Origin of the sequence: Telmatospirillum sp. J64-1, assembly GCF_006980715.1 — a bacterium.
GTDB classification, from domain to species: domain Bacteria; phylum Pseudomonadota; class Alphaproteobacteria; order Rhodospirillales; family Magnetospirillaceae; genus Oleiliquidispirillum; species Oleiliquidispirillum nitrogeniifigens.
This window is the reverse complement of sequence record NZ_SBHN01000001.1, coordinates 1-25,962: the sequence shown is the minus strand read 5'-3', so window position 1 is coordinate 25,962 and position 25,962 is coordinate 1. Positions and strand designations below refer to the sequence as shown.

Below are 25,962 nucleotides of genomic sequence, written 5' to 3'. Positions count from 1 at the left end.
CACCTCATTCCATTCCTTGCTTAATCGCGCCTTGCAATGACAGCTGCCGCATCCCCGCAAGCTGAACCAAATCGACTAATATCATTTCACTCCCAAAACCACCCGATTTTGTTATCACCTGTCCGGCCTGCCCCTGCAGGCGGAAGCTGGATACGGGAACACCGGGGAAAACCTCCCCCTGCACCTCGAGAATCCCCACCCCAAGTTCGGAAAGAACCGTATGGGCGGTTTCCCCCCCGCAAGCGAAAAGCGCCCGCCCCGGCTCGGCCGCGACAAGACGCGCCACTTCCTTTCCGAACCGTGCTCCGACTATATCGCCCGCTTCCTGAAGCTCTGCCGGGGCGATCTGGATCACCCGGCTGTCTCTCCCCAACCCATTGATTCCCATGATATTACCGTTCGGCGCTTCATGAAACTTCATTCCTGGGCCAGTTATGCTTCGTAACCTCTCGACCTGCCTGAGAGTAATAGGATCGCGGGAACCGATAGCAAACAGAAGCGGCGCTTGAATATCAGGACGCCGGGCAACGCCGGAAGGGAGCATTCTCCTGGCCATCGCCGAAGCCAATCCACGCGCGCCCACGAACAATATATTCCTTCCCTCGCGCGCCGCCAGGGCGTCCAGATCCTCGTCGGAACCGACATCCTCCACGATCATCCGGCATCCAAGCGCCCCGAAGGCGGCCTGCACGGAAATCGGCCTGTCGACCCCTGCCCCGACCAGATGGCCGTCTTGCACGTAACGGCCCAGGCCTGGAATAGCGGGAGAAATGACCGCCTGCTCGAAACCGAGAGCCACGAACGGCTCCATTTCTTCCCGAAGCCGCCCTTTCAGACGGGAATCGATCTTCTTGAAGAGCAGCCCGGGCTGAATGCCCGGCAGTTGGGACAAGACCGCCTCGACACTTCCTCTTGCCGCTTCGGGTGACGCTTCCCTCGAGCCTGTGCTGACTGCAAGGATATCCGGCTCCTGCCGCATCGCCTCGGCAATCCCGTCGGGCCGCAACGCGACAAGCACCCGCAGCCCCCTTTCCGCGAAAGGCACCGAGGAATCAAGCGCCCCGGTCAGATCGTCGGCAACGATCAGCAACTTCACCATTCTTTCCTCGTTCTCGTGCGTTCTCGCGTAGGGCCCGCATCCCTTCCCTTGAGCGGAAGCATACATGATCAATCCACGCCACAAAAGTAAACTTGTTTAAACCGACCTCGCCATGAGGGACAGCTAAGGACGCACCAAGAATTCCGTGATTTTTATGGGTTTCTCATCATCCTCAACGCCTTGCGCCCATCCTCTTCCGCAAAAATAGTTGACAAATTTACCGCAAACTTTCACACAGGGACTCTTCCAAGTGAAGCTGCCCGCAATGACGGAGACAGCGAATGTTGAGCGAGGAGAAGTAGGCAACATGGCTCGACCCATCATCGCAATCACCATGGGTGATGCCGCTGGCATTGGTCCTGAAATCATCATGAAGAGCCTGGCCCACGCTCCCCTCTATGAGCAGTGCCGTCCGCTCGTGATTGGCGATGCCCGCCGGCTGCAGAAGGCGGGAGAGATTGTCGGCGTCAACCTGCCGATCAATCGCCTCGACTGTCCCGAGGATGGGCACTATCGGGCCGGGATAGTCGATTGCATCGACCTGAATCTGATACCCGATGACTTGAAATGGGGACAATTGTCCGCCGTGGCCGGAGACGCCGCCTTCCAGTACATCCGCTGCGCAACCGAATTGGCCGTTGCCCAACGCGTCGATGCTCTATGTACCGCCCCGCTCAACAAAGAAGCGCTCCATGCCGGCGGCCATAAATATCCCGGCCATACGGAACTGCTCGCCCATTTGACGGGAACGCCGGAAGTCTCGATGATGCTGACCACGCCGAAGATGCGGGTCATCCATGTGACGACGCATATCGGCCTGATCGATGCCATCAAGCGAATCGAGCCCGGCCTCGTCGAGAGAACCATTGCTCGCGGCCATGCCACCCTTGCGAAAGCCGGCATCACCGATCCGCGCATCGCCGTCTGCGGCATTAATCCTCATGCCGGGGAAAACGGCCTGTTCGGACAGGGGGAAGAAGCCGAGAAAATCGAACCGGCCATCGCGGCCTGCCGGGCGAAAGGATGGAATGTCGAGGGCCCCCTGCCCGCCGACACCCTGTTCTTCCGTGCCGGTCGCGGGGACTTTGACCTGGTCGTCGCCATGTATCACGACCAGGGCCACGGCCCCGTGAAGGTTCTAGGGCTGGAAGCAGGCGTCAACATCACCGTCGGGCTTCCCGTGATCCGCACTTCGGTCGATCACGGCACCGCTTTCGACATTGCCGGCAAAGCCATCGCCGACGAACGCAGCCTGCTTGAAGCCCTGCGCCAGGCGATCGACCTTGCCCCTGCACGGCCGGAATAGGCTCTGACTGACGGAGCCTTTCGGCCAGCGTTCATGCATGCCGCTGTTCTCCACCCTGAACGGCGGCATACATGGGAAAACACCCGTTTCTCATGAAACGGGAACTGTGCCCCGCTGCCGACGGCCCAAGCTCAGAGGGCGGCTTCTTGCTTCTTGAAGTAAACGACCATCGTAAGATGACGATGGTCGTCGACGATCAGCGTCTCATGGATGAAATCCAGCCTCATCCCCTCCGCATCGAACATGGCATCGATGCCCCTGCTGTAGCTTTCCGCATTCGGCCGGTCGAACCAGACCCGGAAGTCGGGAGACAGGCTTTTCAGGTCGTCGATCAGCGACAGCAGAGCCGGATTTTCCGGTGCCGCCGCCAAATCGCAGCGGAACTGTGCCAGCAACCTGGGCGCCTCTTCACGCCAGGCAGGCAGGCGGCGCCGAAACCTGGGATCGGTAAAAATCATGCGCATGAGATTGCGATCGGCCTGGGCATATCCTGACAAGTCCAGAAGACGATCAGCGGCGGCATTCCATGCCACGACATCCCAGCGCAGATTGATGACATAGGCAGGACGGGCGACAAGATCGTCCAGCAATTGCTGAATCAAGGGACTGACGGAGGGCCAATGATAAGCCTCCACAGGAGGCGGCCGCCTGTGCGCCAGCAGGAAAAGATGACAGCATTCGGCATCGTCGAGCCTTAGAGCCTTCGCGACATTCAGCAGGAAGGATTCGGAAACCTGGATATCCCGGCCCTGCTCGAACCAGGTGTACCAGGTGAGCCCAACGCCTGCGAGTGCGGCCACCTCCTCGCGCCGTAATCCCGACGTACGACGACGGCCCGTCGTGGGAAGGCCGACATCGGCGGGCGTGAGCTTCTTCCTGTGATGCCTCAGGAAGTCCGAAAGCTCACTCCGCGTACGTTCGAGAGTTCGTCCTGGCACAGCGTTACTCTTAGTAATAGGATAATTTCTTACATTGTAATGGTTTTACCGCGCCCTGAAAATCCGCTTCCAACAAGGAGGCGACATGAATTCTCAGTGCGACAGCGATATCCCCTCCCTTTCCCATACACTCTCCGAACCGCCCTCTGCCGGGGCAGCAGGGTTGCGCGAATGGCTGGGACTGGCACTGCTGGCCCTACCGACGATCCTGCTCGGGCTCGATCTTACGCTTCTGCATCTTGCCTTGCCGGCGCTGGCAGCCGATCTGCAGCCGACGAGCACCCAGGCGCTTTGGATCATGGATGCCTATGGCTTCATGATCGCCGGTTTCCTCATCACCATGGGAACGCTCGGCGACCGCATTGGCCGGCGCAGGCTTCTCATGATCGGCGCAACCGCCTTTGCCGTCGCCTCGGTGATTGCCGCCTTCTCGCAAAGCGCCATCATGCTGATTGCGGCACGAACCGCGCTGGGGGTGGCTGGTGCGACATTGATGCCCTCGACGCTGGCACTCATCAGCAACCTCTTTACCGATCCGCGCCAACGCGCCCTGGGATTCGGCATCTGGGCGACGATGTTCGCGCTCGGCATGGCTATGGGGCCCGTCGTGGGCGGCTTGCTGCTGGAACATTTCTGGTGGGGTGCCGCTTTCCTCATCGCCGTGCCGATCGTCGGCCTGCTGCTTGTACTCGCGCCCGTCCTGTTACCGGAATACCGCGCCCCGCACAGCAGAAGGCTCGACCTTCTCAGCGTCACACTATCGCTGGCCGCCATGTTGCCCGTGATCTACGGCATCAAGCAGATCGCAAAGAACGGCTTCGTTCTCGATGCAGTGAGCGCAATCGCGCTCGGCATCGTATTTTCCCTTATCTTCGTGCGAAGGCAGCGGCGTCTTGCCGACCCCCTGCTCGATATGAGTCTTTTCGCCAACAAAGCCTTCCGCGTCGCACTCGTCGTTCTTCTTTTCAGCTTGGTCGCCGTGGGCGGCACTATGCTTCTTGTCACGCAATATCTTCAACTGGTGGCCGGTTTCAGCCCGCTCATCGCGGGCCTGTGGATGGGCCCCCCTGCCCTGGCCATGGTCGCAGCAGGGATCGCATCGCCCCTTCTTGCCCGGCAGATCCGGCCCGGCTTCGTGGTTGCCGGCGCGCTTGTCCTGTCAGTCGTGGGCTATCTGGTGCTTACGCAAGTGGGGCGCGATGCCGCCAGCCTCGCCATGATCGTCACCGGCTTCGCCCTGATCTATCTCGGCCTCGGCACCATCGCCGCGCTTGGCACGGACCTCGTGGTCGGATCGGCACCGCCCGAGAAGGCAGGATCGGCTTCGGCCATGTCCGAAACCGTGCAGGATCTGGGCGCATCGCTTGGCATCGCCGTGCTCGGCAGCCTGACGACCACTGTCTATCGCCGCATGATACAGGATCGGGTACCGGAAGACCTTCCCATGGACATGCATGAAGCTCTTAGCGATAGCCTTTGGGCAGCCTCGGCGGCAGCGTCGGACTTGCCCCCCGGCGTGATCGAAGAGGCACAATCCGCCTTCACCGCAGGCTTCAACAATGCTGCCTTCTTCTGCGCTGTCGGCGTTGCGTTTCTTGCCATCCTCGCCGCAAGGGCGCTCCGGCATGTGGGCAGGCCAGAGCATGCGCACGAAGAACAGTGAACCCGCCGTCGCTTACACTCTACCTGCCCTGCTCGCGCAGCCAGGCGACGAAACGCAAAAGGTCGTCGGACCGGGGATTGGAGGTCAGGAAGACGGCCCAGAATGTCAGACCGGGCAAGGCGACCTCCGACATCCGCACGAGATCGCCGCGAGCAAGGAAATCGGATACGAGGAATTCGGAGGCAAGAACCACGCCTTGTCCTGCGATCGCGGCGTCGATGGCATGAACCTCTTCCGAGAAGGTCTGCGCGATGGGAACTTGCCGCACGTCTTCCGCCGCCCGGGAGAACCAGCGTTCCCAGCTCGGCGCGGCCTCCGATTTCGATTTCCAGCGGTAGTGGATGAGCGGCAGCCTGATCATCCGGCCCGGCCCTGTCTCCGCTTCGTGCCGGTCCACAAGGCCGGGGGCACAAACCGGCACGATCCGGTCCTCGAACAGGCGGCACCATTTGGCGGAGGGTTCCGGTGCGGCGGCATAGCGGATCGCCATATCGATATCGGCCCCCCGCAGATCCACCGGCATGTCCCCAGCCTCGATGATGAGTTCAAGGCCGGTTTCCGCGCGAATCCTCGGCAAACGCGGAGTCAGCCAGCGGCTGGCGAAGGCCATCGTCACCGATATCGAAAGAGGCCGGGTTCCTTGCGCCGCCGCGATGTCCCCGACCGCCGCCGCGATACGGTCAAGGGCGTCGCGTAATACCGGATAGAGCGCCTCGCCTTCCGGCGAGAGGCGGAGCGGCCTTGGGAAACGGCGGAAAAGCTGAACCTTCAGAATCGCTTCGAGCTGGCGGACCTGATGGCTGATCGCCGTCGGGGTCAGGTGCAATTCCTCGGCAGCTCGCGCGAAATTCAGGTGCCGGGCGGCGGCTTCAAAGGCGCGCAGGGCGTGCAGGGGCGGTAACCGGCGCATCGTCAACTCACTGTAGCGCAGCCGTCAGGCAGGATGAATCTCGTTCATCTTATGTCTGAAGTATTCGCTTTCGCCAAGGCCGACAAGGGCTGGTAGCTCTGACCGGGCCGAAGAACCCGGCTTGCAGAACTGATTGCAGGAAATCCGCCATGACGACCTTGCTGCGCATCGATTCCAGTGCCCAACTCGAAGACCGCTCGCTCACCCGCCGCCTGACCAGGATCTTCACCGAGGAATTCCAGCGGCTCGCCCCTGCCGTCCGGATCATCGAACGCGATGTGGGCCGATCGCCGATTCCGGCACTCGACCACCGCTTCATCCATGCCGCCTTCACCCAGCCCGAGGCGCGGGAGCCCTGGATGATGGAGAGGCTGGCCCTGTCCGACCTGCTCATCGACGAAGTGATCGCGGCCGACATTCTGGTCATGGGCGCCCCGATGTACAATTACGGGATGCCTTCTGCGCTGAAGTCCTGGATCGACCATATCGCCCGGATCGGCCGCACCTTCTCCTTCGATCTGGCGCGGGGCGATACGCCGATTGCGCCAATCCTGTCCGGCAAGCGACTCGTGGTGCTGTCATCGCGTGGGGAATTCGGCTTCGAGCCCGGGGGCGTGCGCGCCCATCTCAATGCGCTGGACCCGGCCATTGCCGCCTGCGCCCATTATTTCGGCGTCAAGGCCGATGACATCGAAACCGTCGCCATCGAATACCAAGAGTTCAAGGACGAGCGGCACAGAGCGTCGGTAGACCAGGCTGAAATGCGGACGCGCGACATCGCCCGGCGGCTTGCCGCCAGCGCCCGAGCCGTGGAAGACCATGGTCTCTCAGCCGCCCATGAAGGGGGCTGAGAGACCGGGTTCTGCCCTTCGGAAACGCGGCGCGATCCTAGCGCATGACAGGCATGGAGAAGTCCGCGCCGGCGCGGATGCCCGTGGGCCAGCGCGAGGTCACGGTCTTCAGGCGCGTATAGAAATGCACGCCTTCCGGCCCATGGACGGCATGATCGCCAAACAGCGACCGCTTCCAGCCGCCGAAGCTGTGGAAGGCCATGGGCACCGGGATCGGCACATTGACCCCCACCATGCCCACCTGGATCGTGCTGGCGAAGGTGCGGGCGGCGTCGCCGTCGCGGGTGAAGATGGCCGTGCCGTTGCCGAATTCATGGGCGTTGATCAGCTTGACCGCCTCGTCGAAACTGTCCACGCGCATCACCGCCAGCACCGGCCCGAAGATTTCCTCGCGGTAGATCTTCATCTCCGGCGTCACGCGGTCGAACAGGCAACCGCCGAGGAAATAGCCGTTCTCATAGCCCTGCAGCGACAGGCCGCGCCCGTCGACCACCAGTTCCGCCCCTTCCTCGACGCCGCTATCGACATAGCTGCGCACCTTTTCCAGATGCTGGCGGGTCACCAGGGCGCCCATCTCCGAATCCGGATCGGTGCCCGGACCGACCTTCAGGGCGCGCACCTTGGGCGCCAGTTCCTCGATCAGGGCATCGCCGATGCCGCCCACGGCCACCGCCACCGAGATCGCCATGCAGCGCTCGCCCGCCGAACCGTAACCGGCCCCCATCAGCGCATCCGTGGCCTTGGCGAGGTCGGCATCAGGCATGATCACCATGTGATTCTTGGCCCCGCCCAAGGCCTGCACGCGCTTTCCGTGGGCTGTGCCGGTCTGGTAGACATATTCGGCGATCGGCGTCGAGCCGACGAAGCTGACGGCCGCCACGCGCGGATCGGTCAGCAGGATGTCCACCGCTTCCTTGTCGCCGTTGACCACGTTGAAGACGCCCGGGGGCAGACCGGCCTGGGTCAGCAATTCCGCCAGGATCAGCGGCACGGTCGGCACGCGCTCGGACGGCTTCAGCACGAAGGTATTGCCGCAGGCGATGGCAATGGGGAACATCCACATCGGCACCATGGCCGGGAAGTTGAACGGCGTGATGCCGGCGCAGACGCCGACCGGCTGGCGCACCGAATGGCTGTCCACGTTGGTGCCGACATTCTCGGAGAACTCGCCCTTCAGCAGATGCGGAATGCCGCAGGCGAATTCCACCACTTCGAGCCCCCGCATCAATTCCCCGCGCGCATCGGACAGCACCTTGCCGTGCTCGGACGTGATGGCGGCGGCAATCTCGTCCGCCCGCGCTTCCACCAGTTCCTTGAACTTGAACAACACCCGCGCCCGCTGCACGGACGGCGTGGCCGCCCAGCGGGGCAGCGCCGCAGCGGCGGCGGCGATGGCCTGATCGACCTCGGCAGCGCCCGCCAGCGCCACCTGGGCCGAGACCGCGCCGGTAGCCGGATTGAAGACATCGCCGAAACGGCCGCCATTCGCCTTCAGGGCAGCACCGTTGACGAAATGGCCGAGAGCAGACATGACACAACCTCCTTGGCAATTTATCGTTTGATAAATTATCTTGTCTGAAGCGCGATGGCAAGGAGCAGCGTGCCCTTGTCCATCTCAACAGCAATGGGAGGAATGCATGCACTTCGTCGGCGAATATCAAATCCCGGCCACGCCGGAAACCGTCTGGGCGGCCCTGATCGATCCCGAGACCCTGGGGCGATGCATTCCCGGCTGCGAAAGCGTCGAGCGCCAGGGGCCGGAGAGCTTCAAGGCCCATGTGGTGGCCCGCGTCGGCCCGGTGAAAGCGCGCTTCACGGGACGGGTCGAGCTGTCAGACCTCAAGCCGCCGCATTCCTTCCGCCTTTCGGGACGTGGCGAAGGCGGCGCGGCGGGCTTCGCCAAGGGCGGGGCGGAGGTCAGCCTGACGGAGATCGCCGGCGGCGGCACCTTGCTGCGCTATGAAGCCACTGCCGATATCGGCGGAAAGCTGGCCGCTGTGGGCAGCCGCCTGATCCAGGGCGTGGCCAAGAAGAATGCCGACGATTTCTTTTCCGCCCTGGTCGCCCATCTCAACGGCGGCCCGCAAGCTCTTCCCGCCTCCGTCCCCGCAGCCGCCGCCATTGCCGGCGCCCCCCGGCCGGACGACCTGGCCCGGCTGCATGCCGCGCTGCACCGCTACGCGCTGATGGGCGGGGCCGGCCTGGCAATCATCATCGCCCTGCTGATCAACCTGACCTTCCGATAAAAAAATGGCGCCCGCAGCGTCATGCTGCGGGCGCCCAGTCTGAGCGCTTGTGGGGGAGACTCACCGCGCCAGGAAAGTGGAAATCCCAGGGAAGAAGACGATCAAGGCCAGCACCGCCAGCATGATGCCGACATAGGGCGCGGCGCCCAGGAACACCGTTTCGACACGTATCCGCTTGTCATCGAGTGCCGCCTTGACGGTGAAGGCGGAAATCCCGAAGGGCGGGGTCAGCAGGCCGATCTCGACGGCAATCACCGTGATGATGCCGAAGTGGATCAGGTCGATGCCGAAGCTGCTGGCGATGGGCGCGGCGATCGGCACCAGGATGAGCAGGATGGAGGTGCTGTCCAGCACCATGCCCAACAGCAGAACCAGCAGGATGTAGACCAGCAGGAAGCCATACATCCCCAGCCCCAGATGCGAGATCAGGTCGCCGACCGCCATGGGCACGCCCGCCATGGTCAGCATGCGGCTATACATCCCTGCCGCGATCAGCAGGAACAGGATGCCGACGGAGACATAGCCGGTTTCCACCAGGGCCCGCCAGAATTTCGGCAGATCGAGGCGGCGGCGGATCAGGGCGATGACCAGGGCCCCGGCGGCCCCCACCGCACCGGCTTCGGTGGGCGTGAACAGGCCGGAATACAGGCCGCCGACGATCAGCACCACCAGGGCGGTGATCGGCACCGTCTTGCGCGTGGCCGAACCCAGCGTTTCCTGCAGGCGCGCCTCCACATCCGCCTTGTGTCCCGGCACCTTGACCAGATGGGGCGCGAATTTGGCGGTCAGGATGATCATAGCCGAGAAGCCCACCGCCATCAGCAGGCCGGGCAGAAGGCCCGCCAGGAACAGGCGGCCGATGGATTCCTCGGCCAGCACGCCGAAGATGATCAGCAGCAGGCTGGGCGGGATCAGCATACCCAGGATCGAGCTGCCCGCCACGGTCCCGACGGCGAAGCCGGGGCGATAGCCATGGCGCATCATCTCCGGCACGGCAACCCGGGTGAACACCGCCGCCGAGGCGATGGAGATGCCGGTCACGGCGGCAAAGACCGTGTTCGAGGCCACGGTCGCCACGCCCAGCCCGCCGCGTACCTTCTGCAAGGCCCATTCGGCCACGTCGAAGGTGTCCTTGCCGACATTGGAGATGCTGACCAGCAGCCCCATCAGCACGAAAAGCGGAATGGTCGCGAACAAATAATCCGAGATGCCGCCATACATGGTCAGCGAGACCAGGCGCGTCGCCAGGTCGAAATTATCGCGGATCAGCCAGACGCCGACGAAGGACAGAAAGATCAGGGCGATGCCGATATGCATGCCGATCAGGATCAGCGGCACCATCACGGCGATGAGGATGAGTCCGATTTCGAGCCCGCTCATGGCGTGTCCTCGTTACCTTTCGGCATCAGTTGGGGGCGGAAGACGGCGGCTAGGTACAGCAGCGCCTTCAGGCAGAAGACCAAGGCGGTCGCCGCGGCGCCGATCAGGATGATCAGCCGGACCGGCCAGGTGGGCACGGTGAAGACGCCCTGCACCCCGTAGAATTCGTTCCGGGCCAGGGCATTCATGAAGAACGGATAGCTACCGTAGAAGACGATCACGAACATCACCGCCCCGATTACGGCAAAGACCGCTTCCAGGGCATAACCGACGCGCGGACAGCGCGTCGTCAGCGGCTCGATGATCAGGTCCGTCCGCGTGATGCGGTTCGCCAGCACCCCGGCGGGAAGCTGCAGGAAGGTGATGGCGACCACGGAATAAGCCGCGATCTCGGCAACGCCGGTAATGGGTGAATTGAAGAAGGAGCGTCCAATGACATCGGCACAGATCAGCGCCATCAACAACAGAAGCCAAGCCGCCCCCAAAGCATTCAGCCAGCCAAGGGGCCTGGACAGAATCTTCATGGTGATTAGAGCGCTTTCATCGGCGCCCGCGGGGACCGAAGGGGTATAGCTCATCGGACGCTCCCTCTTTGGGTTACTGCTTGTCCCAGTCGCGGACCAGCGTCTGGCTGGCGGCGCGGATACCGTCCAGATAACGCTGCAGGACCATGCCCGCAGGCAGCGACTTGGCCTCGTTATCCGCCACCCATTTCTGGGCGATGTTGGGCATGGCGTTCACCCATTTCAGGCGCTCTTCCTCGGGCAGGACGGAAATCTTCGCACCTTCCTTTTCCATCTGCTGCAAGGCGGCTTCGCTGCCCGACTCGATTTCCTCGGCCAGGGCCTCGCGGTATTTGTGCCCGGCTTCGACCAGGGCCTTCTGCACTTCTTCCGGCAGGCTGTCCCAGCGGTCCTTGTTGATGCCGACGGCCCCCAGATACATGGCGCCGAGGCTGACCTTGGTGATGTAGGGCGCCACCTCGTGCACCTTGGTCGGCAGGATACCGGTCGCGAAGGACAGGGTGCCCTCGGACACGCCGGTCTGGATGTCGGTGTAATAGGTCGTCAGGCCGCCATCGACGGGCACGGCCCCCGTTCCCTCCAGCCAGGTGGCCGAGACGCCGGGCGCGGAAATCCGCCGCCCCCGTAGGTCCTCAAGGGAATTGATCGGGAACTTGGTCCACAGGTGATAGCTGTCCGTGCCGGCCCCGCCCAGGAAGACCACGCCGTTGTTTTCCCAGGTGCTGCGGATCTCCGGCACGTTCGACTGGATGTCGTCCATCACCTTGAGGACCAGCGACAGATCGTCCGTGATGAAGGGCGTGTAATAGGTGACGTTCTGCAGCGGCAGGGCCGAGCCTTCCCACAGGGTGCCGATCCAGCCGATATCGGTGATGCCCTCGCGAACCGCGCTCAGGGTCTCGCGGTAGCGGTAGAGCGACCCGCCATAGGCCTCGGTCCACTGGATCTGATAATTGCCGCCATTCTCCTCGAGGATCCGGTTGACTTCGGGCTTGAAGACATTGTCCATCACCCCGACCCAGTGAATGGTCGTCGGATGACTGGACGCGATGGTCAGACGGATGGTTTCCGTGGCATTGGCAGCCGTGGCCCCGGTGCTGACGAGAGCGGCCAGGCCACAGGACGCCACGATATTGCGGACATGCATCATGAACATTCCTCCCATATTGTTTCTTGTGGCTGCCGCGTGGCAGCCCGTCCCGCGAATACTTGTTCCGAATAGCGCTGGTCTAGCGCGGCCTCCCAGAACCGCACCAGAATTCGCACACTAACTGAACTTTCCCTTTGCCGCTGCCGCTCCTTTTCCCGGACCTTACGAAGAGGGGATCTTGCCGAGTGCCCGCAGGATGCGCTCGGGCGTGAAAGGCATCTGGGCAAGGCTGACCTGGAACGGGGCCAGGGCATCGTTGACGGCGTTCATGACCGCCGCCGCCGCCCCCGCTGTTCCGGCCTCACCCACCCCCTTGGCGCCCAAAGGCGTGAACTGGGTGGGGGTCGAGACGTGATCGACATGAATGTCGGGCATTTCGCTGGCCATCGGCAGCAGGTAATCGGCCAGGCTGCCATTGATCATCTGCCCGGCCTCGTTATAGAGGCATTCCTCGAACAGCGCCGCGCCCAGGCCCTGCACCACGCCTCCCCGCACCTGTTCATCGACCAGCAAGGGATTGAGGATCGTGCCGCAATCCTCGACCACCCAATGGTCGAGAAGACGCACCAGCCCGGTCTCGGGATCGAGTTCGAGATGAGAGGCCTGGATGCCGTTGGTAAAGGCGAAGGGCAGCCCCTGCGGAACATAATGCCGCGCCACGGTCAGGTCGGGATGGAAGTCGGGCGGCAGCGTGTCGGGGCGGAAATACGCGATCCGCCCCAGCTCGGCCAGATCCATCCGCGCCATGCCGGTATCGGCTTCGACGATCACGCCTTCCCGCAGGTCCAGGGTTTCCGGACCCCGCTGCAGAATGATGCCCGCCAGTTCCAGCAGCTTGCCGCGCAGGGCCTGGGCGGCACGCAGCACGGTCATGCCGCCGATCCCGGCCCCGCGCGAGGCCCAGGTGGCGCCGCCATAGGGGGTCGCCTGGGTATCGCCCGTCAGCACCGTCACGCTGTCCAGCTTCACGCCCAGATGGGTAGCGGCGATCTGCGCCATCACCGTCTCGGTACCCTGCCCCTGCTCCGTCACGCTGACCGAGCAGCGCACGCGGCCCGAGGGTTCGAGCTTCATCACGCATCCGTCCTGCGACGAGACACGGGCGCCGCCGACGCCATAGAAGGCCGGGCCGGGATTGGTGATCTCGATGAAGGTGGCGAAGCCGATGCCCCGGTAGATGCCCTGCTCGCGCAGCCTTGCCTGTTCTTCCCGCAGCGAGGAATAGTTCATCATCGCCTCGATCTTGGCGATGCATTCCTCATGGGACAGGCGCTCGAAGAAATAGCCGGTGGGCGAGGTGTGGGGATACATCTCCGCCGTCACCACATTGCGCCGGCGGATTTCCAACGGATCCAGGTTCAGACGGCGTGCCGCCATGTCCACCAGCCCTTCCGTCACCCCGCAGGCGATGGGATGGCCGACGGCTCGGTACTGGCAGGTCGGCGTCTTGTTCTGGAACACCACCTTCAGCACGCCGTGATAATTGGGCATGCGATAGGGACCACCCATCAGGCGGATGGCCTGGTTGCCCTCGACGGCGCTGGTGCGGGGATAGACGGAATACGGCCCGATGCCGGTCACGTCCTCTACATCCATGGCCAGGATTTCCCCCTCGGCCGACACCGCCATCCGCGCCCGTACCTGATGGTCGCGGGCATGGATGTCGGTCAGGAAGGATTCCAGCCGGTCGGCAACGAACTTGACCGGGCGTCCGAGCAGGATGCTCAAGGCACAGGTCGCCATCTCCTCGCCGTAGACATGGAGCTTCAGACCGAAGGAGCCGCCGACATCGGGCGCGACGACCCGCACCTTCTCCTCGTCCAGGCCGAAATGCCGCGCATAGACATCCTGCATCTGATAAGGCGTCTGCGTCGCATGATGGACGGTCAGGCGGCGTTCGCCGGGCTCGAAATCGGCGATCAGGCTGCGCGGCTCCAGCGTCACGCCGGTATGGCGGCCGAAGCTGAAAGTCTCCTCCACCACCACGGCGGTCTTGGCGAAGGCATCCTCGGGGGAACCGGCCTTGAGTTCCAGACCAAAGGCCAGGTTGTCGCCCAATTCCTCGTGAATGACCGGCGTTTCCGGGGCCAGGGCCGTCTGCATATCGACAACGGCAGGCAATTCCTCCCACTCGACGAGGACCTTCTCGCAAGCATCCTCGGCGATGGCCCGGGTCTCGGCCGCGATCGCCACGACCGGTTCCCCCTGCCAGCAGCTCCGTTCCACGGCAAGGGGATATTGCGGGGCCGATTTCAAGCCGGGGAAATGGCCGAGAACACCCACCCAGGGCTGGCAAATCTCGGCGATGTCTCGCCCCGTCACCACCGCGGCCACACCCGGCACGGCCCGCGCCGCCTCGGTATCGATGGCGAGGATGCGGGCATGGGCATAGGGGCTGCGGACGAAGGCGACATGGAGCATCCGGTTCAGCACCATGTCGTCGGTGTAGCGCCCCCTGCCTTCCAGCAAACGCCGGGCGTTGGGACGCGGCACCGGCTGGCCGATATATCCGGTCGCGGCCGGGCGGATGGCTTTTCCCTCGGCGCTCATCGTGCGCCCTCCGGCTCGGACTTCGCCCGCGCCTCGGCGGTCTCCTCGACGGCATCGACGATGGCATGATAGCCGGTGCAACGGCAGTAATTCCCGGAAATGATCTCTCGGATTTCCTCGCGGCTGGGACGCGGATTCTCTTCCAGCAACTGCGCCGCCGTGACCAGCATGCCCGAGGTACAGAAGCCGCATTGCAAGGCGTTGCGGCGATGGAAGGCCTGCTGGAGATCCGCGATCTTTCCGCTTTCGGCCATGCCCTCCAATGTCTCGATGGCAGCGCCGTCGCATTGGATGGCGAAGGTCAGGCAGGCGCGGGCGATGCGGCCGTCGATCCTGACGGTGCAGGCGCCGCAGACGCCATGTTCACAGCCGACATGGGTGGCGGTCAGGCCAAGGGTCTGACGCAGGAAATCGGCCAGGGTCTGCCGCACCGGCACTTCACGGACCATTTCGGTGCCGTTGACGGTCAGGGTAATGGGGAAGGTGGGATCCATGCCCGTCTCTCCTATCGGTGTTCCAGCAGACGGGAAACGACGCGGCCCAGCAGCACCCGCGCCAGATGCGCCTTGGTGGCCGGGCTGCAATGGATGTCGCCAAGGGGCGTGAAATCCTGGGCCAGGGCCGCCTGGGCCTCGGCGATGTGCTCGGGCGAGATCGGACCATCCGCCAGGGCCTCGGCAGCCTTCGTGGCAAGGACGGGACGATCACCGACGCCGAAGAAGACGAAGCGGGGCCCGGACAGCATGCCGTTCGCGGCCTTGCCCGTCGCCGCCAGGCCGACCATGGCGTAATCCCCCTGACGGCGGACCAGTTCCTCGATGACACCCTGCATCCCGTCTTGCGCCACCGGGATTTCGACGGCCACCAGCACATCGCCCGGCTCCAGCGCCGTCTGGTACAGCCCCTGGAAGAAATCCGCCGCCGCGACCCGGCGTTCCCCCTCGGCATTGGCGATCACCATGACCGCTTCCAAGGCCAGGGCGCAGGCCGGCATTTCCGAGGCCGGATCGGCATTGGCGAGGCTGCCGCCGAAGGTCCCCCGCGAGCGGATGGCTTCATGGGCGATCAGCGGAATCGCCCGATGCAGCAACGGCGCCGCCTCGGCGACCAAGGGAGAATGCTGAAGCTCGACATAGCGGGTGAAGGCACCGATGCGCAGGCGGTCCCCGTTCCGGGCGATGCCCTGCAACGCCTCCAGCCGGCTGATATCGATCAGCAGCGCCGGCGCCGCCACCCGCATGGCCATGGCGGGAACAAGCGTCTGGCCGCCGGCGATGATGCGCGCCTCGTCGCCGTATTCGGCGAAAAGCGCGAACACCTCCTCGAGGGATTCCACACGGGCATAGTCAAAGGCCGACGCCTTCATCTTTCCTCCCAGGCTTGTTGCGGCGGCTGCGCCAACCCTGTATTTATCGTTTGATAAATACCAGCATATTGCAAAAGCCGATGTCAACGTGTTTTTTGGCAGCGAACAGAGGAGACGAAGACGGGTCGATGAGCACGAGTCGCAAAAGGCTGAGCCCGGCGGATAGAGAAAAACAGATCCTGACGGAAGCGATCCGCTTCTTTGCGGATCAGGGATTCGACGGCCAGACGCGCCAGTTGGCCGACCGGATCGGCATCACGCAGCCCCTGCTGTACCGCTATTTCGCGAGCAAGGAGCAGTTGATCGAACGGGTCTATCAGGAGGTCTATGTCGGGCGCTGGAAACCCGAATGGGAAGAATTGCTGCGCGACCGCGACATACCGCTGGAGGAACGCCTGCTGGCCTTCTATCAGCAATATGCCCGCGTGGTCGACAACCGGGAATGGATCAGGATCCTGATCCTGGCGGGCATGAAGAAGGAAGAACTGACCCGGCGCTATCTGAGCCTGATCCGCACCAAGCTCATCCTTCCCATTTGCGTCGAACTGCGCGTCTCACTGGGCCTTCCCGAAGTCGGCGCCGAGGACCTGACGCCGCCCGAGATCGAACTGGTCTGGGCCTTTCACGGCACCTTCTTCTACCGTTCCGTCCGGCGCTGGGTATACGAAATGCCTGTCGAGGCCGATATCGACACCATGGTCAAGGAATCGGTCACTACCTTCCTGACCGGCGCCAGCACCACCATTCCCAGGATCGTGGGCGGGGCGTGACGCTGGACAGCGGAACCCGCTGCGATCACGCCCTCCAGGGAGGTCACTCGGCGGCCTGTTTCTCGAAGACCTTGGCATTATTCCGGAGGCGGCGCCACATCGTGGCGAAGACAAGCAGCAAGCACACTGCCAGCAGCCCCAGAGCAATGGGACGCCCAAGAAAATACGTCCAGTCGCTGGCCCGGGCCTGCATGATCGCCAGGTTGTTCTCGAGCACGCCCCCGAGGATGAAAGCCAGGACCACCGGCAGGATGGGAATGCCGATCACTCCCAGCATGACCACCAATCCCGCCGCCCCCATCATCACCCACACATCGAAAATACTGTTATTGACGGCATAGGCGCCGAAAATGGAGAACAAGGTGATGTAGGTGGCAATCGCGGCCTTGGGCAAACGGAGAAGCAGGGCTAGGTAACGGGCTCCGAATAGCCCGATGATCATCATCAGGATGTTCACCGCCAGGAAGCCTGCGAAGAAGGTATACATGACCTCCGGGCGTTCCGTGAACAGCAGCGGACCCGGACGCAAACCGTGCAATGTCAGGGCCCCGATGAAGATGGCCGCGGCCCCACTGCCGGGTATGCCTAGGGCCAGAAGCGGAATGAGAGAGCCACCGACATTGGCGCTGACGGATGTTTCCGCACTCAGCAGACCGCTTTCCGAGCCTTTGCCGAAGTCCTGCGGCTTGTCGGAAAGGCGCCGTTCGACCGCATGGGCAACGAGCGGCGCCGATTCCGGTCCTACCGCCGGAAGGATGCCCAGCCCCGTGCCGATAGCCGAGGAACGCAGCACCAACCAGCGATCCTTCAGCAATCGCCGCAGAACCTGTCCCGGTTTGGTTGCCTCCACCCGTCCCAAAACACCCGTGGACACCCCGGCAATCGCCTCTGCCGCGAGCAGGATGGCCTGCGGCAGGCAAAAGAAGCCCACCAATACGGCGACGATGCTGAAGCCGGAATAGAGCTGATAGAACCCGAATGTGAGACGCGGCGTGCCGCTGACAGGATCGATTCCCACGGCGGCGATGATCAGGCCGATGAAAACGCCGGTGATATTCGCGAAAATAGGCGTGTCGAGCATCACGATCACGATGATCAGGCTCAAGACCACCAGCATGACATATTCGGGAGCGCCGAAGCTGAGAGCCAGCCGCGCCAAAAGCGGCGTCATAAACATCAGGGCAATCGCGGCCAAGACGCCTCCGGCCCCAGACCCAATTGCGGAAATGCCAAGTGCCAGCGGCGCCTGCCCCCGTTTCGCCAGCGCATGTCCCTCCCAGGCACTGACGATCGACGCTGGGGTCCCGGGAATGTTGAGCAATATCGCAGAGATACTTCCGCCATAGATCGCACCGGCATAGATCCCCGCCAGCATGATCATCCCATGCTCGGGAGACATCAGGAAAGTCACGGGGATCAGGAGGGCAATCCCGAAAGTCGCCGTCAGCCCCGGAATGGCGCCGATGATGATGCCAAGAACCACCCCGCCGACTGCAAATGCAAGGCTTAGAGGCGTCAGCGCTGCGAGGATTCCGTCAAACACGAACGCCTCCTAGAAGATGCCGTAAAGGAGCATGTCCAACCGTTCGTCGAGCCACCCCTGCGGCACAGGAACATACAGGACGACCTTGATGAGTACGGCGAACAGAAGAACGAAGGCCATCGTACCGAAAGCAGACGTGAAGGTTGGTCGTCCGCGGAGCAAGACGAGTGACAGGAACAAGGCGAGCCAAGTTGCCAGAATGAAGCCCCACTGCGAAAGCAGGAGGACATATCCTATCCACACGGCAGCAAATCCGGCCAGACGGGCAGTCCCGATGGCCGAGCGCTGGCCTCCCCAGGAGACTTGCCCTCTTGCCGTCGCCTGCCTTAACTGCGAGAGCAGCATGATCACAGAGCAAAGAAGCGCAGCGATACTGACTGTAAAAGGATAAATGGCTGCGCTTCCCGTAATCCGGAACGTTTGCGCGGCAACCACTGCCAGAACGGCCACGAGAACAGCCGAAAGCACGAAACGCATGGCCCTCTCCCTTGAAAGATTGCCGTTGTGTCAGTTTTTCGTGCGTCCGGCCGTATCCAGGAATTCTTTGAGTACCTCGAAAGTCTGCCTGTAATTCTCTTGCGACGTCTGGGCATCTGCCGGCGTCAAGGTCAGACCTGCCTTGGTGAAGGCGTCCTTGGCAGCATCGGATTCAAGAACCTGGAGCAACGCCTGTTCGAGATAGCGCTTGCGGTCCTCCGGGACTCCCTTGGGAAGGGCAAAAAAACGTGTGGCCCCCCAGGCCTGCCCACCTGCCGGCACCCCAACTTCGTTCAGGGTGGGAGTATCCGGAAGCATGGGGTGACGATTTTCCCCAGTGACGGCTACCGGCTTCAAGTCACCATTGCGGACATATTGTTCGATTTCGGAATAAAAGGCCGCCGTCGCATCGATATCCCCGGCCAAAAGGGCCGTCACGCCGGCACGTCCGCCGTCGAAAGGAATGAAGTTGAATTTCACATTGCGGGAACGCTCGATGAATTCGCTGACGAACAGGAAGACGCTATTCGGGTTCATCCCGACCTGAAGCGTGTTTTGTCCGGCATATTCGATGATGCCGTCGAAATCCATGCTTCCGATGTCCGATTTGGCGTTCACGACCCAGATAACCGGGTCGAAACTGATCGATGCGATCGGCTCGAATTCGTCGACGGTAAAGCTGGCGTCACGCAGCAGGATGTCGGTGAAGAGGAAAGGGTTGGCGATGACGCCGATCGTGTAGCCGTCGGCTGCGGCTCCCTTGGCCAGATAGGTATGTCCGACCATGCCGGCACCACCGACGCGGTTTTCCACCCGAAAATCATGCCCTAACTGAGGTTTGGCGATATCGGCAAAGGTCCGGGCTGTCACATCCACCGCCCCGCCCGCCGGATACATCACAACCAGGTTGATCGGGCGTACAGGAAAGTCTTTTGGTTTTTCCTGTGCCACACCCGACGACATTCCGATGGCCAGACTCAAGACGAATGCCGCCCCAGCCGAATAGAGTGACCGCAACTTCATTTTATTCTCCCTTATGACGTTACCATCCCTTTTCCCATCGCAGAGCCTTTTGGCTTCTTCTGGGGAATGAAAATGCTGTCGCCACCTTATAGTCTGGTGGTTTCTCGAGGATGATTTGGCGGATGAAATTCCCAAGTGAATTTCACTAGAGAGGCTGCCTGTACTTTCATCCTTCATGGCGATCCGGATGCCACCGGAGCTTCGCGCATTTCTCAACTATGGACAGAGCATAAAATTGTGTCTAATTATTTTTATTGATGCGCTGAAAGGTAATGCTTATCAAAGAACAGGCACTGGCATGAAACCATGCCTATCTTCGCCGCATCCCCGTCCAAGCCCGGGAACAGGCTTCCCCAATTGAGGTTGGCCCAAGATGGATAGAAGAGCGCTGGAATGTTTCATCGCCTTGGCCGAGGAACTGCATTTCCATCGCGCCGCCCAGCGATGCCACATCAGCCAACCGGGACTAAGCCAACAGCTCCGCCGCCTGGAAGAGCAGCTTCAGGTGCAACTCGTCTTGCGCTCGAAGCGGCAGGTATCCTTGACCCGCGCCGGAAGCGTCTTTCTTGACGAAGCCCGCAAGATCTTAAAATCCATGACGGTTGCCGTCGACCTGACCCGGGAAATCGACCGGGGCGTGGTCGGGCATCTCAGTGTAGGGGTGACGGCTTCCGCCTTGTTCATCCTCCTTCCGGACGTCATCACAAGATTCAGCGCAGTCCTGCCGCAAGTCCACCTGCACATTCATCATATGACGACGGCGGAGCAGGAAGAGGCGCTGAAGAACAACGAGATCCATATCGGAATTTGCCATCCCCCGCTTACCGACAGCTCAATGGAATGCGAACTGCTTGCCGAATTGCCGTTCGATCTGGTCCTGTCGCGGGAAAATCCCTTGTCCCGCAAGCCCCGCCTGTCGCTGAAAGACCTTACCCAGCAGACATTCATCCTCTTTCCCCGCGATGTCGGCCCCCATCTCTATGACCACATCATCTCTCTCTGCCATCAGCAGGGCTTCAGTCCCCGGCAGATTCTCGAAGCCTCACCGGCACAGTCCATTGTCGCCATGGCGGCCTGCAATATGGGGGTAGGCTTCGTCGCCTCGAAGGTTCAGCACTACAACCGCCCGCTGGCGGTATTCCGCAAGCTCTCGGGGCCGGCGCCTTACCTGACCTTGGGCGCCGCCCATGCGGGAACGCGCATGTCTCCCCTGGTGCGGCAATTCCTCGATATTACGCTGGAGGTCGCCGCCAAGGTGGAATGAGCGCCCTTCCATCCCACGGAAGACTTTTTAATAAGAGATGCTTCTCACTAAATCCCAAAGAATAATTAGACCTTAATTATCGCGCATGTCTAAAGTTCCTGCCTCTGCTTACGGAAGGCGGCATCGCGATGAAGATATTCATGGTCGGAGAAGCGGCAAATCACAGAGAGAAACTCGAAGCAGGACTCTGTGACCGTGTGAGGCAACAGGCCGAAATCATAGCATTGCCTCGCGAAGCAGCACATTCTGGGGAATTCGACTCCCAGATCAGCCCGGAAGACATCGTCATCTCCCTACACTTTCGGCGGAACACGGGAGAAGCTCCGGCATGCCGCCTGCTTCATGTTCCCGGTGCGGGTCTGGACGGCATCACCTTCGAGGCGTTATCCCCCACGACCACCGTGTGCAACGTCTTCGAACACCAGGGGCCGATTGCCGAATTCGTGCTTGCCTCGATCCTCCACTGGGAGATCCGGTTCGACGAGCTTCGGCGCAGCTTCTCGCCCGACAACTGGTCCGAGGTTTATCGGCATCGCGTTCCCCATGGGGAACTCCGCGGCAAGACCGTCGGGATCATTGGCTTCGGGCGCATAGGACGGGCGATCGGCGAGCTTGCGCGGGGATTCGGCGTGCATCTCCTCGCCACCGATGCCAATCCAATCGGCCCGGCTGATGGCGTCGAACAGGCTGCCGACTTGTCACAGCTTCTGGAGACGGCCGACTATGTCGTGATCGCCTGTCCGCTTTCGGAAAGCACTCGGGATCTGATCGGTGAACAGGAATTCCGCCAGATGAAGCCCACGGGCGTCATCATCAATATCTCCCGCGCCGAAATCATCGTGGAAGAAGCGCTGTACCACGCCCTGCGCACGGAACAGATCAGAGGAGCCAGCCTCGATGTCTGGTACCGCTATCCCTCCGGCGCGACGGATGAGGTCCGCCCTTCGGACTACCCGTTCCATCAACTCCCGAACGCCATCTGCACCCCTCACTCCTCGGCTTGGACCAGAGAGCTGATGGAACGCCGCTATGCGGTTATCGCACGCAATGTGAATGCGCTGATTGCCGGGACCTCTCTGGAAAACGTCGTCCGCCAAGGACGGTGACCTTTCCTTCCTTCAACGCGACAGGAGGCACGTAGGATGTCACTCGAGAGCGCGATCCGTATCACCGGCATCAAGACGCTGGTCGTGAATGCCGAAATGCGAAATTGGATCTTCGTTAAGGTCGAGACCGACCAGGATGGTCTCTATGGCTGGGGCGAAGCCAGTCTGAATTGGAAGACCCGGGCCGTCACCGGGGCGGTCGAGGACCTCGAACCGCTGGTGCTGGGAAAGGACCCGCGCGACATCGAACAGATCGTCCGCACTCTCCACAAGCACAGCTATTACCGCCTGGGCATTATCGGCGCGACTGCCATCAGCGGCATCGAGCATGCTCTGTGGGACATCTTTGGAAAAAGCGTCGGCTTGCCCGTCTGGCGTCTCCTCGGCGGAAAAGTGCGCAACGAAGTCCGGCTTTATACCCATCTGGGCCTGGGCGACATGCGCTCCGTCTATGAAACCTTCGATAGCGGATCATTGCGCGACAAGGCGCTGGCTGTGGTCGAACAAGGTTACGACGCGCTGAAGGTCGTCTTCATTCCCTATTCGCATTTCGCAATAGACATCCCTTCACAGCGTCATGTGGCGCGGCTGATGGAAGTACTCCGCGATGCGGTTGGAGAGAAGGTCGAGATCATGATCGACTTCCACGGCCGCCCGGCCTCCATTTCGGCGGCGCTCCAATATATCGAGGCCCTCGCCCCCTATCACCCCTTCTTCTGCGAAGAACCCGTGCAGCCTGGCGACACCGAAGCCTTGCGGCTGATCACCGAACGCGCCTCCTGCCCCATCGCGACAGGAGAACGACTGATCGGTTACAAGGAATTCGAACCGGTCTTCCAGAGCAAGGCCGTGAACATCATTCAGCCCGACCTCAACCACACCGGCGGATTGTTGGAAGGCAAAAGGATCGCTGCGGCGGCGGAACATGCCTTCATGGGGGTCGCCCCGCACAATCCGAACGGCCCCATCGCCGGCGCCGCCGCCCTGCATTTTGCCGTTTCGACGCCGAATTTCGTCATTCAGGAAGAGATGTCCGGCGCGGTTCCCTGGTACGACGATGTCGTTTCGGTCCCGATGAAAAGGACAGGCTCCATCTGGGAAGTCCCCGATGTGATTGGCCTGGGCGTCGAGATCAACGAGACCGAGGCGGCCAAGCACCCCTTCAAACCCGAAGTCTTTCATAGCCAAGGCGCTGTCCTTGCTGACGGAACCATTGTGGATTGGTGATGACAATGCGGCACGAACAGGTTGAGAACCAGAGCCATACCGGACGCTCCTTCGCCCTTCCCGGCGATGTCTACAATGCGACGCCCAGCCGTGTCGTCTTCGGTACCGGCACCGCGGACGCTATCGCCGGCGAAGTCGAGCGCCTCAATGCCAGACATGCGCTGGTCGTATGCACCCCCGGTCGCCGCGCGATGGCGGAACGTATCGCCCATGCTCTCGGGCCCCTCTGCGCCGGAGTGCTGCCCGAAGCGATTTCCCAGGTTCCGATCGAGCTGGCGCGACGTGGCCGCGCCTTTGCCCGCGATGCCGGTGCCGATTGCATCATCAGCGTCGGCGGCGGCGCGTCGATCGGTCTTGGCAAGGGGATATCCCTTGAACTCGCCTTGCCGATCATCGCCATCCCCACGACCTATTCCGGTTCGGAAATGACCGGCTTCTGCGGAATCACGATCGATGGTGTCAAACGCATGCATCAGAGCCTGCGGATGCTGGCGAGCACGGTGATCTATGATCCGGCCCTGACCGTCGGTCTGCCCGTGAAGGAAAGCATGGCGAGCGCCCTCAACGCCTTGGCGCATTGCGTCGATGGCATCTATGTTTCGTCCATAAGCCCGATCCATAAATTAGCCGCTGCCGAAGGCGCCGGGGCCATCATGCGCAGCATACGCCATGTCGCCGCAACGCCTGAAGACCTTGCGGCACGTAGCGAGCTTCTCTACGGAGCCTATCTGGCGGGCGCGGTACTGACCGGGGGATTTGCTTTGCAGCACGGCCTGGCGCACACTTTGGGCGGCTCCTTTGGCATTTCGCACGGCCTCTCGCACGCCCTGGTCCTGCCACATGTGACCGCCTACAATGCCCCCTATGCCCGAGAAGAGATCAGGGCCATTGAATCCGCCATGGGCGTTCGGAACGCAGCGGCCGCGATCTTCGACCTCCTTGCCGATCTCGGCCTGCCGACATGCCTGCGAGAGGTGGGCATTGAAGCCAACGACATCGAGCGAATCGTGTCCGTCACGGTGGAGACGGACAACGGCCTGAATCCGGCTCCGGTCACGAACGAAGCGGTCCAGAAAATCGTCCTTTCAGCTTTCCATGGCGAGAGACCGGCATGATTCCGAAAGGCGCAGTCGGATTGCATGCGCCCCGGATGCGAAAAAGCTGCGCCGCAGGAATGAATACTCCACCTTCACGACCGCCTCAAAATGCGGAAGGGGCCGATTGCAACTGGGCCCTTCCGCACCCTGCTCCGCGCACGGACGAACTTTCTTTCATTAGCGACCGGCTATGCCTGGGGATCTGGATGCAGGGGGAAATACATTCGGATGATGGTGCCCTCACCCTCCTTGCTTTCGACCCTGATCGATCCGCCATGGGCGAGAACGATCCGCCGGACGAGAGAAAGGCCGGTTCCAGTTCCTTCGATCGATTGGGCATTGGAGCCGCGTACGGCGTTCTGCTGGATTGTTTCGATTTCACCGGAAGGGATGCCTATCCCTTTGTCCTCGACATGAATTTCGGCCTCCGCTCCACGGAGGCGACAACGTAAATACACAGGCGCCTTCACACCGGACCGCGAGAACTTCACCGCATTCTCAAGCAGATTGATGATGGCGATCTCCAGCATGTCCGTATCGGCCATGATCCTGGCTTTCTCGACCTCCGCCGAGATTTCCATCTTGATCCCGTCCTTGAGCAGGTCGCGCGCACGCGCCAATGCAGACGCCGTCACGGCGGCGGGCGATATGCTGACAAGCTCTGGCTGGAAGGACGGACCTTGAAGACGGCTGCGTGAAAGATTGACCTCGAGGACCTCCACCAGCCGTGCGATCCCCCGCCTTATGCGGTCGATCCGATGATGATTCGCGAGATCACCCTTGGGCAGGCTCAACCGGATATTGTCGACATGACTGCGGATCGCGGCCAGCGGCGTCCGATATTGGTGACTGATGACTTCCATGAAGCGCACCTGCTGTTCCTTAGACGCCAGTTCGGCACGAAGGGCGTCTTCGGCGACTTGTTTCGCCAATGCCAATTCGCGGGTCCTTTCCTGAACCAGCATTGTCGCCCGCTGTTCGGCAGCCTGGGCCGCCGACAGGGCTTCGCTCTGCATACGCCGGTTCAGCGCTTCCGCCGCCCGAAGACGAACGGCAAGTGCTCCGGTCAGCAGGATCGTCTGTATGATGCAGCTAAGCGCATAGCTATGCGCCACCCAGTTCGGCAAGGAGCCAAGTCCGGCTCTTTGGGCGATGGTCGCGAAAAGTCCCAGCCAAAGAATGCCGAAGGCAGCCGCGCGCAGCCATGATCCGCTATCGTCAAGGCGGGCTGTGCGAAAACCTTGCCAGGCTGCCAGCGTCGCAATCAGAATGATCGTGATATTGGTGATATTGGCGATGGCGAGGTTCTTGCCGGCGAAGACGAAACCGACGGCAACAACGCCAATGACCGCCCCTAGAGCGGATTTCGATCAATCGGGCTCATAGCCGCACGATCTGAAGTAGTTGGCGCATTCGGCGGGCAAGACCAGATCGACGAGCCGTCCGATGAGGCTCCACAGGCCGGCGACGGT

23 protein-coding genes are annotated in these 25,962 nt (G+C 61.9%); 9 read left to right on the top strand and 14 right to left on the bottom strand.

All coding sequences use genetic code 11. The features are described 5' to 3' along the window. Nucleotides 1–4: 4 nt before the first annotated feature. On the bottom strand, nucleotides 5–1,099 hold the full coding sequence (locus EPD66_RS00120; protein ID WP_185961177.1) for a four-carbon acid sugar kinase family protein: 1,095 nt from the start codon (nucleotides 1,097–1,099) through the stop codon (nucleotides 5–7). A 307-nt stretch (nucleotides 1,100–1,406) separates the two neighbouring features. Here EPD66_RS00120 and pdxA point away from each other — a divergent pair, with 307 nt between their 5' ends. Then, a complete protein-coding gene (pdxA, locus tag EPD66_RS00115) occupies nucleotides 1,407–2,405 on the top strand; it encodes a 4-hydroxythreonine-4-phosphate dehydrogenase PdxA (RefSeq protein ID WP_142846073.1) in 999 nt (332 codons plus the stop codon). A gap of 131 nt (nucleotides 2,406–2,536) precedes the next feature. On the opposite strand, the gene EPD66_RS00110 is transcribed toward pdxA, so the two are convergent. Further along, nucleotides 2,537–3,343, bottom strand: a complete 807-nt coding sequence (locus EPD66_RS00110) for a helix-turn-helix transcriptional regulator (protein ID WP_142846071.1) — start codon at nucleotides 3,341–3,343, stop codon at nucleotides 2,537–2,539. An 85-nt stretch (nucleotides 3,344–3,428) separates the two neighbouring features. Between EPD66_RS00110 and EPD66_RS00105 the strand changes: the two genes are divergently transcribed. After that, nucleotides 3,429–5,006 carry an MFS transporter gene (locus tag EPD66_RS00105; protein ID WP_142846068.1) on the top strand — a complete coding sequence of 526 codons (1,578 nt, stop codon included), beginning with the start codon at nucleotides 3,429–3,431 and terminating at the stop codon, nucleotides 5,004–5,006. Between the two features lie 19 nt (nucleotides 5,007–5,025). Here the strand turns inward: EPD66_RS00105 and EPD66_RS00100 are convergent, their stop codons facing one another. Next, complete coding sequence (locus EPD66_RS00100; protein ID WP_142846066.1) at nucleotides 5,026–5,916, bottom strand: LysR substrate-binding domain-containing protein; 891 nt, start codon at nucleotides 5,914–5,916, stop codon at nucleotides 5,026–5,028. A 149-nt stretch (nucleotides 5,917–6,065) separates the two neighbouring features. Between EPD66_RS00100 and EPD66_RS00095 the strand changes: the two genes are divergently transcribed. Beyond that, nucleotides 6,066–6,767 carry an FMN-dependent NADH-azoreductase gene (locus EPD66_RS00095; RefSeq protein ID WP_142846064.1) on the top strand — a complete coding sequence of 234 codons (702 nt, stop codon included), beginning with the start codon at nucleotides 6,066–6,068 and terminating at the stop codon, nucleotides 6,765–6,767. Nucleotides 6,768–6,804: 37 nt separating this feature from the next. Here the strand turns inward: EPD66_RS00095 and EPD66_RS00090 are convergent, their stop codons facing one another. Next, nucleotides 6,805–8,298, bottom strand: coding sequence for a CoA-acylating methylmalonate-semialdehyde dehydrogenase (locus tag EPD66_RS00090; RefSeq protein ID WP_142846062.1), 1,494 nt, complete (start codon nucleotides 8,296–8,298; stop codon nucleotides 6,805–6,807). Nucleotides 8,299–8,404: 106 nt separating this feature from the next. Here EPD66_RS00090 and EPD66_RS00085 point away from each other — a divergent pair, with 106 nt between their 5' ends. Next, a complete protein-coding gene (locus tag EPD66_RS00085; protein WP_142846060.1) occupies nucleotides 8,405–9,013 on the top strand; it encodes a CoxG family protein in 609 nt (202 codons plus the stop codon). A 60-nt stretch (nucleotides 9,014–9,073) separates the two neighbouring features. Here the strand turns inward: EPD66_RS00085 and EPD66_RS00080 are convergent, their stop codons facing one another. The 6 genes from EPD66_RS00080 to EPD66_RS00055 all read right to left on the bottom strand — a co-directional run bounded on the left by EPD66_RS00080 (nucleotide 9,074) and on the right by EPD66_RS00055 (nucleotide 15,983). Then, nucleotides 9,074–10,393 (bottom strand): TRAP transporter large permease, encoded by a 1,320-nt coding sequence (locus EPD66_RS00080; RefSeq protein WP_142846058.1) that lies wholly within the window; start codon nucleotides 10,391–10,393, stop codon nucleotides 9,074–9,076. Continuing rightward, nucleotides 10,390–10,971, bottom strand: a complete 582-nt coding sequence (locus EPD66_RS00075; RefSeq protein WP_142846056.1) for a TRAP transporter small permease subunit — start codon at nucleotides 10,969–10,971, stop codon at nucleotides 10,390–10,392. Before EPD66_RS00075 ends, EPD66_RS00080 begins: the two co-directional genes overlap by 4 nt. 19 nt (nucleotides 10,972–10,990) lie before the next feature. After that, nucleotides 10,991–12,067, bottom strand: coding sequence for a C4-dicarboxylate TRAP transporter substrate-binding protein (locus EPD66_RS00070; RefSeq protein ID WP_221930809.1), 1,077 nt, complete (start codon nucleotides 12,065–12,067; stop codon nucleotides 10,991–10,993). 162 nt (nucleotides 12,068–12,229) lie between these two features. Beyond that, entirely contained in the window at nucleotides 12,230–14,617 is a 2,388-nt protein-coding gene (locus tag EPD66_RS00065; protein WP_142846054.1) for a xanthine dehydrogenase family protein molybdopterin-binding subunit, read from the bottom strand. Continuing rightward, a complete protein-coding gene (locus EPD66_RS00060; protein WP_142846052.1) occupies nucleotides 14,614–15,111 on the bottom strand; it encodes a (2Fe-2S)-binding protein in 498 nt (165 codons plus the stop codon). Before EPD66_RS00060 ends, EPD66_RS00065 begins: the two co-directional genes overlap by 4 nt. 11 nt (nucleotides 15,112–15,122) lie before the next feature. Next, nucleotides 15,123–15,983 (bottom strand): xanthine dehydrogenase family protein subunit M, encoded by an 861-nt coding sequence (locus EPD66_RS00055; RefSeq protein WP_142846050.1) that lies wholly within the window; start codon nucleotides 15,981–15,983, stop codon nucleotides 15,123–15,125. A 128-nt stretch (nucleotides 15,984–16,111) separates the two neighbouring features. On the opposite strand from EPD66_RS00055, the gene EPD66_RS00050 reads away from it, so the two are divergent. Continuing rightward, on the top strand, nucleotides 16,112–16,753 hold the full coding sequence (locus tag EPD66_RS00050; RefSeq protein WP_142846048.1) for a TetR/AcrR family transcriptional regulator: 642 nt from the start codon (nucleotides 16,112–16,114) through the stop codon (nucleotides 16,751–16,753). 43 nt (nucleotides 16,754–16,796) lie between these two features. On the opposite strand, the gene EPD66_RS00045 is transcribed toward EPD66_RS00050, so the two are convergent. Genes EPD66_RS00045 through EPD66_RS00035 form a run of 3 tightly spaced genes read right to left on the bottom strand, consistent with a single transcriptional unit; the run spans nucleotide 16,797 to nucleotide 19,796 of the window. Next, a complete protein-coding gene (locus EPD66_RS00045) occupies nucleotides 16,797–18,296 on the bottom strand; it encodes a tripartite tricarboxylate transporter permease (RefSeq protein WP_142846046.1) in 1,500 nt (499 codons plus the stop codon). A 9-nt stretch (nucleotides 18,297–18,305) separates the two neighbouring features. After that, entirely contained in the window at nucleotides 18,306–18,773 is a 468-nt protein-coding gene (locus EPD66_RS00040; protein WP_142846044.1) for a tripartite tricarboxylate transporter TctB family protein, read from the bottom strand. Nucleotides 18,774–18,803: 30 nt separating this feature from the next. Further along, nucleotides 18,804–19,796 (bottom strand): tripartite tricarboxylate transporter substrate binding protein, encoded by a 993-nt coding sequence (locus EPD66_RS00035; protein ID WP_185961176.1) that lies wholly within the window; start codon nucleotides 19,794–19,796, stop codon nucleotides 18,804–18,806. Nucleotides 19,797–20,169: 373 nt separating this feature from the next. Here EPD66_RS00035 and EPD66_RS00030 point away from each other — a divergent pair, with 373 nt between their 5' ends. From EPD66_RS00030 to EPD66_RS00015, 4 genes are all read left to right on the top strand, one after another. Then, nucleotides 20,170–21,060: a LysR family transcriptional regulator gene (locus EPD66_RS00030; RefSeq protein WP_142846041.1), complete on the top strand. Its 891-nt coding sequence runs from the start codon at nucleotides 20,170–20,172 to the stop codon at nucleotides 21,058–21,060. A gap of 128 nt (nucleotides 21,061–21,188) precedes the next feature. Beyond that, on the top strand, nucleotides 21,189–22,166 hold the full coding sequence (locus EPD66_RS00025) for a 2-hydroxyacid dehydrogenase (protein ID WP_142846039.1): 978 nt from the start codon (nucleotides 21,189–21,191) through the stop codon (nucleotides 22,164–22,166). A 36-nt stretch (nucleotides 22,167–22,202) separates the two neighbouring features. Beyond that, on the top strand, nucleotides 22,203–23,393 hold the full coding sequence (locus EPD66_RS00020; RefSeq protein WP_221930808.1) for an enolase C-terminal domain-like protein: 1,191 nt from the start codon (nucleotides 22,203–22,205) through the stop codon (nucleotides 23,391–23,393). Next, nucleotides 23,393–24,508 (top strand): maleylacetate reductase, encoded by a 1,116-nt coding sequence (locus EPD66_RS00015; protein WP_142846037.1) that lies wholly within the window; start codon nucleotides 23,393–23,395, stop codon nucleotides 24,506–24,508. The genes EPD66_RS00020 and EPD66_RS00015 overlap by 1 nt, the downstream gene beginning before the upstream one ends. 170 nt (nucleotides 24,509–24,678) lie before the next feature. Here the strand turns inward: EPD66_RS00015 and EPD66_RS00010 are convergent, their stop codons facing one another. Continuing rightward, nucleotides 24,679–25,617, bottom strand: coding sequence for an ATP-binding protein (locus EPD66_RS00010; protein WP_142846035.1), 939 nt, complete (start codon nucleotides 25,615–25,617; stop codon nucleotides 24,679–24,681). Nucleotides 25,618–25,962 lie beyond the last annotated feature (345 nt).

What these genes read in the sequence shown, in the direction of transcription:
- EPD66_RS00120 (WP_185961177.1), bottom strand. Translation starts at nt 1,099, where the DNA reads ATGGTGAAGTTGCTGATCGTTGCCGACGATCTGACCGGGGCGCTTGAT.
- EPD66_RS00090 (WP_142846062.1), bottom strand. Translation starts at nt 8,298, where the DNA reads ATGTCTGCTCTCGGCCATTTCGTCAACGGTGCTGCCCTGAAGGCGAAT.
- EPD66_RS00085 (WP_142846060.1), top strand. Translation starts at nt 8,405, where the DNA reads ATGCACTTCGTCGGCGAATATCAAATCCCGGCCACGCCGGAAACCGTC.
- EPD66_RS00015 (WP_142846037.1), top strand. Translation starts at nt 23,393, where the DNA reads ATGACAATGCGGCACGAACAGGTTGAGAACCAGAGCCATACCGGACGC.
- EPD66_RS00060 (WP_142846052.1), bottom strand. Translation starts at nt 15,111, where the DNA reads ATGGATCCCACCTTCCCCATTACCCTGACCGTCAACGGCACCGAAATG.
- EPD66_RS00100 (WP_142846066.1), bottom strand. Translation starts at nt 5,916, where the DNA reads ATGCGCCGGTTACCGCCCCTGCACGCCCTGCGCGCCTTTGAAGCCGCC.
- EPD66_RS00105 (WP_142846068.1), top strand. Translation starts at nt 3,429, where the DNA reads ATGAATTCTCAGTGCGACAGCGATATCCCCTCCCTTTCCCATACACTC.
- EPD66_RS00070 (WP_221930809.1), bottom strand. Translation starts at nt 12,067, where the DNA reads ATGATGCATGTCCGCAATATCGTGGCGTCCTGTGGCCTGGCCGCTCTC.
- EPD66_RS00075 (WP_142846056.1), bottom strand. Translation starts at nt 10,971, where the DNA reads ATGAGCTATACCCCTTCGGTCCCCGCGGGCGCCGATGAAAGCGCTCTA.
- pdxA (WP_142846073.1), top strand. Translation starts at nt 1,407, where the DNA reads ATGGCTCGACCCATCATCGCAATCACCATGGGTGATGCCGCTGGCATT.
- EPD66_RS00095 (WP_142846064.1), top strand. Translation starts at nt 6,066, where the DNA reads ATGACGACCTTGCTGCGCATCGATTCCAGTGCCCAACTCGAAGACCGC.
- EPD66_RS00055 (WP_142846050.1), bottom strand. Translation starts at nt 15,983, where the DNA reads ATGAAGGCGTCGGCCTTTGACTATGCCCGTGTGGAATCCCTCGAGGAG.
- EPD66_RS00080 (WP_142846058.1), bottom strand. Translation starts at nt 10,393, where the DNA reads ATGAGCGGGCTCGAAATCGGACTCATCCTCATCGCCGTGATGGTGCCG.
- EPD66_RS00065 (WP_142846054.1), bottom strand. Translation starts at nt 14,617, where the DNA reads ATGAGCGCCGAGGGAAAAGCCATCCGCCCGGCCGCGACCGGATATATC.
- EPD66_RS00020 (WP_221930808.1), top strand. Translation starts at nt 22,203, where the DNA reads ATGTCACTCGAGAGCGCGATCCGTATCACCGGCATCAAGACGCTGGTC.
- EPD66_RS00030 (WP_142846041.1), top strand. Translation starts at nt 20,170, where the DNA reads ATGGATAGAAGAGCGCTGGAATGTTTCATCGCCTTGGCCGAGGAACTG.
- EPD66_RS00040 (WP_142846044.1), bottom strand. Translation starts at nt 18,773, where the DNA reads ATGCGTTTCGTGCTTTCGGCTGTTCTCGTGGCCGTTCTGGCAGTGGTT.
- EPD66_RS00025 (WP_142846039.1), top strand. Translation starts at nt 21,189, where the DNA reads ATGAAGATATTCATGGTCGGAGAAGCGGCAAATCACAGAGAGAAACTC.
- EPD66_RS00035 (WP_185961176.1), bottom strand. Translation starts at nt 19,796, where the DNA reads ATGAAGTTGCGGTCACTCTATTCGGCTGGGGCGGCATTCGTCTTGAGT.
- EPD66_RS00050 (WP_142846048.1), top strand. Translation starts at nt 16,112, where the DNA reads ATGAGCACGAGTCGCAAAAGGCTGAGCCCGGCGGATAGAGAAAAACAG.